Origin of the sequence: Paraburkholderia sp. (assembly GCF_034668105.1) — a bacterium.
In the GTDB taxonomy this organism is placed as follows: Bacteria; Pseudomonadota; Gammaproteobacteria; order Burkholderiales; family Burkholderiaceae; genus Paraburkholderia.
Window position 1 is genome coordinate 1 of sequence record NZ_JAXDPY010000635.1, and the last position, 7,489, is coordinate 7,489.

The window sequence follows — 7,489 nt, forward strand, 5'->3', positions numbered from 1 at the left end:
TGTCGAGCGCGCGAATATGTAGAGTACGGGCATCATGAGGGGCAAAAGTGACGAGCGCCCCCTCTGTGTGTGTGCGAAATGGGCAATCCATAAGGCAGCGCTCTGGCGGCAGTAGGTACCAACGCCATGCTCGTAGTTGCAGTGAAGTCGCCACGTTGTCTGTGACGCACAGCTGGTCCTCCGGCCCATATACACTGACGCTTTCGCTGACGATGGAAGGATGCGTATGGACCGGTTTCTCAGCATCGAGGCATTCGTGCGGGTCGCAGAAGCGAGCAGCTTCGCGGAAGCAGCCAGGCAGCTTGGTGTGACCAGTTCAGTGGTGACAAATCGGATTCAGCAACTGGAGAAATTCGTCAATGCTCCTCTCTTTCACCGAAGCACGCGCCATGTGCGTTTGTCCGAGGTGGGAGAAGCGTTTTACCGGGAATGCGCAGAGGTCGTGGGTCGGGTGAATGAGCTAACCGACCAGATGCGCGAGCTTCGGGCAACGCCTACTGGTCGCCTTCGCGTTCAGATGCTACCGGGCTTTGCGCTCGGCCATTTCGGTATCCCAATGGCCGAGTTCAATCAGCGCTATCCTGGCATCCAGCTTGACGTGATAGTCAACGACCGCGTTGTCGACCCGGTTGAAGAAGGGTTTGATATAGCATTCCAGATATTCCCTGCGATTTCGGAATCGCTCATTGAGCGGCGACTCTTCACTGTTCGCCGCCTGTTCTGCGCCGCCCCCGCATACATTACTGAACATGGTGCGCCGCAGCACCCGCGCGACTTGTTGCAGCACACAACGGCTCTCTATTCGGGCTATCCCTCGCGAAACCGGTGGACGCTAACTCGGGGGGACGAAGTCGTCGAGATGGAGCTGCCGGGCATGATTCGGTCAAACTCGGTTCATCTACTTCGCGACTACGCGCTTACTGGCGGCGGTGTCGTGTGCTTGCCGACGCTGGTGGCAAGCGCCTCGCTTCTCGACGGCTCTCTGGTGCCTATCTTGACGGAGTATCACCTTTCGCATCTGAGCTTCGCAGCGGTCTATCCCGCCACGCAGCGGCAGGCCCTGAAGGTCAAGGCGTTAGTGGAGTTTCTCGCGGAGTATATCGGCGATGAACCCGCTTGGGACGTGCCTTTGATTGAGCGCGGCTGGGTATGCTGACGAGCTCGATTGTTCGCGAACCGCAAATGCCGTAATCGTCATCCCGCGGGTTGTTGCCGCCGCCTCCTGCTCCTACAGTTGAAGCTAACGAAAGCTTCAACTACAGGAGACAGCAATGACCGACACGGCATTCCATACAGTCTTTGGCTCGCTCGATAGCTACCGCAAGGGCGACATTGAAATCACGAGCGGAAGCGCTCGCCACTATGCCTTCTCGAACATCTTCGAGGTGGCTTCGCACTCGGCCCCCTACGAAAAGGTCGTGGTCGGCAAAAATCTTGAATACGTCATCGAAGTGCTCCGGATTGAGGGCCGTTCGGCATGGTTCGCGTGCGCGCACGACGAGTTCACCATCTTGATGGATGGTGAGGTTCAAATCGACTTCATCAAGCTCGACACGCCGCCTTCAGGCGGAAGCGGGACCATTCACGCTGGCGAGGAGCCTGCGGGCTGTCCGATGGGTCACGTCGTATTGCGCAAAGGGCATCAGGCCATGTTGCCGGCCGGCTGCGCGTATCGGTTCACTGCGCGCAAGCCCGGTGTCGCGCTCGTGCAGACCATCTTGGGCCAACTATCGGTGCAGAAGTGGGCGGACGTCTGCCTGCATTGACATTCCCGCATCGAACATTCTCAGGAGACAAGCTATGGCCACGCTCGAAACCAATGACCACGCCCTCGGTTTTGCCGCAGACACCGTGCGCGCGACCGAGCCCGACGCGACTACCGGTTACCGCCGCTTCACGCTCGGCGCATTCGAATTTCAACGCGACGAGTATTTTGTGAAAATCAACTGGCCGGCGAAAGGCCAGACGCGCACGCACGCGGTCCCCGCAGACGCGTTCCTGCGTGCAATGATGCGTGATGTCGCGTGGGGCTTTTTCTATGGCTGGGTAAATTTCGACCACGTATTCGGCACGCGCAATCACTACGGCAAGGTCGATGTCTATGCCGGAACTTTCAACGGAATCATGAAAGACGCTGGGGTCGACTACACCGAGACCTTCGAAACGCCGACCATTATGGCCACCTTCAAGGCCATGCTGCACGACTGGACCAATGAAGGCTTCGACCCGTTCGCTGCGCCGGAGGAGACCGGAACTGCTTTCGGTCGCAAGCACGGCGACAATGGCGCGGCCATCGAACGTACTCGCATCGCAACGCGCAGGATGCCAGGCCTCGATGGTGATTCGCCCTTGCGCGATGACCTGCCGGTCAATCGGGCATTCCTCGATGTCGTACAGGACGAGCCTGAGGTTCATGCCCAGGCTGGCTTCGAGGGCGAACTGCATGCGTTCAATCTCTTCAAGTATCTGTCACGCTCCGACGTGACCTGGAATCCGTCCGTCACGTCCGTCTGCGGTCGCAGTCTGTTCTGTCCGACGACCGAGGAATTCATTCTCCCGGTGTTCCACGGGAACGACCGTGTCGAATGGTTCCTGCAACTCTCCGACGAAATCGTCTGGGATGTCGGCGACAAGAACACCGGTGCGCCGCGCGCCCGCATCACGATGCGTGCGGGCGACATCTGCGCGATGCCGGCCGACATTCGACATCAGGGGTATTCGACGAAGCGCTCGATGTTGCTTGTCTGGGAGAACGCGACACCGGACCTTCCGCAACGATACGAGAGCGGCGAGTTTGCGCCATACCCGATTGAGTTTTAAGTGGCGAGCCAGCAATAACCCGAGGACGATTTATGCAAACCCAACTCTTCATCGACGGTCGCTTCGTCGATGCCGTCGACGGCGGCACTATCGACGTGCTGAATCCTCACGACGGCTCGCTCATCACGAAGATTGCAGCGGCCAGCGCAGCAGACGTTGACCTGGCTGTCGAGGCGGCCACTCGTGCTTTCCCGAAATGGTCGACCATGGCGGCAGCGGAACGCGGACGACTGTTGTTGCGCCTCGCCGATGCCATCGAGGCAAATGCGGAGGAGCTCGCCCAACTGGAGTCGCTGGACACGGGCCATCCGATTCGCGACTCGAGGGCCCTCGATGTACCGCGCACCGCTGACTGCTTCCGCTATTTCGGCGGTATGGCCGACAAGCTGCAAGGCTCCGTGATTCCCGTCGAGACCGGCTTCCTGAACTACGTGCAGCGTGCCCCCGTCGGCGTTGTCGGGCAAATTGTTCCGTGGAATTTTCCGCTCATGTTCACGAGCTGGAAGATGGGGCCGGCGCTTGCGGCCGGCAACACAGTGGTGCTAAAGCCGTCGGAAATCACGCCGCTCTCGACCCTGCGTATTGTTGAATTGATGGCCGAAGTAGGCTTCCCCGCAGGCGTGGTGAACGTCGTGCCGGGATACGGTCACACGGCCGGTCAGCGTCTCGCCGAGCACCCGGCGGTAGGCAAGATTGCGTTCACGGGCTCGACGGCGACGGGCCGACGGATTGTCGAGGCGTCACAGGGCAACCTGAAGCGCATCCAGCTGGAGCTGGGCGGCAAGGGCGCCAACATCGTCTTCGACGACGCCAATCTAGATGCCGCGATTAACGGCGCAGCATGGGCAATCTTTCACAACCAGGGGCAGGCATGCATTGCAGGTTCGCGTCTCGTCTTACACGAGCGCATCGCTGACGAGTTCCTTGAACGGTTTGTTTCGCTTGCGTCTTCTATCCGCATGGGCAATCCGCTCGACGCAAACACGGAGATGGGGCCGCTTACCTCGAAGCAGCATCTGGACCGCGTGTTGACGTTCGTCGAAGCTGCACGTGAACAGGGCGGCCGGGTGCTCACGGGCGGGAGCGCGCCCCAAGACCCGGCGCTTGCAAATGGCTACTACGTCCGTCCTACGGTTATCGAGGCGAAGACTGCCGCCGACCGTATTGCGCAGGAAGAGGTATTTGGGCCCTTCGTTACCGTGCTGCGGTTCAGCAGCGACGAAGAGGCTCTTTCTATCGCGAATGGCACCGAGTATGGCCTCGGTAGCGGTCTCTGGACCCGCGACCTGTCGCGTGCGCACAAGACTGCCTCGCAAATCCGAGCAGGTATGTGCTGGATTAACTGCTACAAGCGTGTCAATCCTGGCAGCCCATTCGGTGGCGTGGGGCAGTCCGGATACGGTCGTGAAATGGGCTTCGAGGCGATGCACGACTACACCGAAGCACGGTCTGTGTGGGTCAACGTCGACGGCAACGTGCCGCCGCACTTCAAGCGCTGAGGCCTGAATGGAGCGCTTTGTCTACCAGGGTACGCCGTCCCGTGTGGTTTTCGAGTGCGGCGCACTTTCGCAGCTACCCGAAGAGCTGGATAGACTGGGGGCCCGGCGCGCGCTCGTCCTGTCGACCCCTGAGCAGTTGCAGTTGGCTAACCGGGTAAGGGGCATATTGGGTGAGCGCGCAGCTGGCGTGTGCGCACAAGCAGTCATGCATGTGCCGCTCGAGGTCGCACGTGCAGCCCGTGAGATGGCCACGGAGCTTGGCGCGGACTGTTGTGTCGCGATAGGTGGTGGCTCGACGATTGGGCTCGGTAAAGCGATAGCGCTTGAGTCGGCACTGCCAATCATCGCAGTGCCGACAACCTATGCGGGTTCAGAGATGACACCAATCTTTGGCCTCACCGAGGGACGTCTGAAGAGAACCGGACGCGATGCCCGCGTGTTGCCCCGTACCGTGCTGTACGACCCGTCCTTAACGCTTTCCTTGCCGGCAGACGTCTCCTCAGCATCCGGAATCAATGCAATGGCGCACGCAGTCGAGGCGCTGTATGCAGAGGATGCGAATCCCATAATCAGCCTTATGGCGGAAGAGTCGATACGTGCCCTGGGCGAAGCACTGCCGGTAGTTGTGCATGCGCCGGGCGACGCCGGGATGCGAAGCCGGGCACTTTACGGTGCATGGCTTGCGGGAACCTGTCTCGGTGCAGTCGGTATGGCACTGCACCACAAGCTCTGCCATACGCTTGGCGGCACATTCAATTTGCCTCATGCCCAGACACACGCAATCATGCTTCCGCACACAGCCCACTACAACCACCGTGCGGCCCCCGAGGCGTTACGGAAAGTTGCCAGAGCCCTTGGCGGCAATGAACCTGCCGAGGCGGGTCGGCTGTTATTCGAACTGAATCAGCAACTGGGAATTCCGGTAGCGCTGGCGGATATTGGGCTACCTGAAAGCGGTCTCGATGAGGCCGCTGAACTGGCGTGCAAGAACCCGTACGCGAACCCTCGTCCTGTTGAACGCGAAGCAATTCGTCAGCTTTTGCAGGATGCATGGGAGGGGCGGGCGCCGCATTGAGTTTAAAGAGGTGGGTAAATGGAGGGAGACATGACGATTGAAAATCAACAGAGCGACAGTGTGTTGACCGAACAGGTCATCGCCAGCTTCGACGGGGCGCCAGACGCACGCTTGCGCATCTTGATGCAGAGCTTGGTGCGGCATCTTCATGCATTCGTGCGCGAGGTAGAACCGACTGAGGCGGAGTGGATGGGAGCTGTCCGCTTTCTCACCGAAACCGGCAAGATGTGTGATGACCTGGTGCGACAAGAGTTCATTCTCCTGTCGGATACGCTCGGCGTGTCCATGCTCGTCGACGCTATAAACCACCGTTATGCAACGGGGGCGACAGACACGACCGTGTTTGGTCCTTTCTACATCGAGGGAATGCCTGAGCGCGTATATGGAGAGAACATGGCCCTAACGCCCGGGACACCGGTCGTCGTGCGGGGACGCGTCCTCGGTACGGACGGCGAGCCAGTCGCAGGCGCGATTCTCGACGTGTGGCAGACAGCGGAGAACGGGATGTATTCCGGTCAGGATACCGCCCAGCCACACGGTAATCTTCGAGGACGCTATAGGACCGACTCCGAAGGGCGCTACGCAATCACCACAATCTTGCCCGTCAGCTATCCCATTCCAACCGACGGTCCAGTTGGCAGGATGCTTGGAGCAACCGGCAGGCACCCGTGGCGACCTGCGCATCTGCATTTTATGATTGATGCGCCAGGGCGTCGCAAGCTTGTTACCCATCTGTTTGACGAAGACGACCCGTTTTTGAAATCGGACGCAGTCTTCGGTGTCAAACCTTCGCTAATGGTCGCATACCGGGACCGCCCCGCGGACGATGAGCTGGCCCGACAGTTCAAACTGGCCGGCCCTTATCGCGAAGCGTGTTACGACTTTGTTCTCGACCGGAGCTAATGGAAATGGTCCGTTTTTACGCTGTTTTCGCCACCGACAAGCCGGACATGCGAGAAGTCCGTGAACGTGTTCGCCCGAGCCATCGAACCTATTTGCGAAGCGCAGCGCAGCATGGCGTGTTTGTGCGTCTCGGCGGCCCCACGTTGGCGCCGCATTGCGATGCCATGAATGGCACGTTGCTGGTGGTTGAGGCAGACGACATTGATGCCGTCATGCAATTTGTCGGAAACGACCCATACATGAAGGAAGGTCTTTTCGCGCGTGTGGAAGTGCGCCCTTGGGACTGGAGCCTCGGCAATCCCGAGCGGCGGGTGTGAGCCATGAGTACAAGGCAACTATGTCGGTTCGATGAAGTCCCGGATGGCGGGGCGCGCGTCATTGACGAAGAGTGCGCCGGCCGTCCCGTGGTGGTTGTGCGGCGTGGGGAGCGGGTGTGGGCATATGTAAATCGTTGCCCGCACTTTTCGGTTCCACTAGATTTCGAGCCCGGAACTGTCTTTTGTTACAAGACACAGGTACTCATGTGTGCGCACCATAGCGCGCTGTTCAGATTCGATGATGGTCGGTGCATTGAAGGCCCATGTGAGGGCTCTGCCCTGGAGGCAGTGCCGGTCGAGGTGGACCGGAGCGAATGGGTGATTCTCGCTCGATAGCCGCGATAGGCACTTCGTCAGGGAATCAATGCGGCGTCGCTCAACTTTTAGATTCCATCCGCATAAACTTACTCGCTAGATATGTCTTTACTTCGTCATAAGTTAAAGACTTTCTTCGACATATAAAGCCATAAGTTGGGCGGAGCTCTTTTTTGCAGGACACACCGAAAGAAAGCTCCATCGTTTGATACGCAAGCAAGGAAATCGAAGCGCTACGCGTGAAGGATGCCCGGTGTTTCTGTGTGCTGTCGGAAATGTTGTGGGCTCACGGACCAGGTTCTGTTCACCTGCAATAGGCTAGACTAAATCTGACAGTGGTCGGTTTCTCGTGCTGTTGCGCGTCGGCGGGCGCCGATATCAGCGTAGCGTCGACGACTGATCCCGCTTTGAGCATCAATCCCTTGCTGATCACAATCTCATTGACCAGTGCAAACATCTGCACCGCCAGATCATGTGCTTCGAGCAGGTGACGAAACCTCAGGATCGTGCTCTCGTCGGGCAAACGCGTCATGCCGCCGTCCAGCCCTGCAAAGTCGCGG

General features: G+C 59.1%; 8 protein-coding genes and 1 pseudogene. 8 read left to right on the forward strand and 1 reads right to left on the reverse strand.

Translation table 11 applies throughout. The annotated features are described in order from the left end of the window. Positions 1-226 precede the first annotated feature (226 nt). From QOC89_RS27945 to QOC89_RS27980, 8 genes are all read left to right on the forward strand, one after another. Complete coding sequence (locus QOC89_RS27945; protein WP_323047993.1) at positions 227-1,156, forward strand: LysR family transcriptional regulator; 930 nt, start codon at positions 227-229, stop codon at positions 1,154-1,156. A 115-nt stretch (positions 1,157-1,271) separates the two neighbouring features. Continuing rightward, positions 1,272-1,766: a hydroxyquinol 1,2-dioxygenase gene (locus QOC89_RS27950; protein WP_323047994.1), complete on the forward strand. Its 495-nt coding sequence runs from the start codon at positions 1,272-1,274 to the stop codon at positions 1,764-1,766. Between the two features lie 34 nt (positions 1,767-1,800). Further along, on the forward strand, positions 1,801-2,820 hold the full coding sequence (locus QOC89_RS27955; RefSeq protein WP_323048000.1) for a hydroxyquinol 1,2-dioxygenase: 1,020 nt from the start codon (positions 1,801-1,803) through the stop codon (positions 2,818-2,820). Between the two features lie 32 nt (positions 2,821-2,852). Beyond that, on the forward strand, positions 2,853-4,319 hold the full coding sequence (locus tag QOC89_RS27960) for an aldehyde dehydrogenase family protein (RefSeq protein WP_323047995.1): 1,467 nt from the start codon (positions 2,853-2,855) through the stop codon (positions 4,317-4,319). Positions 4,320-4,326: 7 nt separating this feature from the next. Continuing rightward, positions 4,327-5,394 carry a maleylacetate reductase gene (locus QOC89_RS27965; RefSeq protein WP_323047996.1) on the forward strand — a complete coding sequence of 356 codons (1,068 nt, stop codon included), beginning with the start codon at positions 4,327-4,329 and terminating at the stop codon, positions 5,392-5,394. A 30-nt stretch (positions 5,395-5,424) separates the two neighbouring features. Beyond that, complete coding sequence (locus QOC89_RS27970) at positions 5,425-6,297, forward strand: intradiol ring-cleavage dioxygenase (protein WP_323047997.1); 873 nt, start codon at positions 5,425-5,427, stop codon at positions 6,295-6,297. 5 nt (positions 6,298-6,302) lie between these two features. After that, positions 6,303-6,614, forward strand: a complete 312-nt coding sequence (locus tag QOC89_RS27975) for a YciI family protein (RefSeq protein WP_323047998.1) — start codon at positions 6,303-6,305, stop codon at positions 6,612-6,614. A gap of 3 nt (positions 6,615-6,617) precedes the next feature. Then, the gene (locus tag QOC89_RS27980) at positions 6,618-6,950 is read left to right on the forward strand and encodes a Rieske (2Fe-2S) protein (protein ID WP_323047999.1); all 333 of its coding nucleotides are present in this window, start codon (positions 6,618-6,620) and stop codon (positions 6,948-6,950) included. 334 nt (positions 6,951-7,284) lie between these two features. On the opposite strand, the pseudogene QOC89_RS27985 reads toward QOC89_RS27980, so the two are convergent. Next, positions 7,285-7,489, reverse strand: a pseudogene (locus tag QOC89_RS27985) (IS5/IS1182 family transposase); the annotation flags it as partial.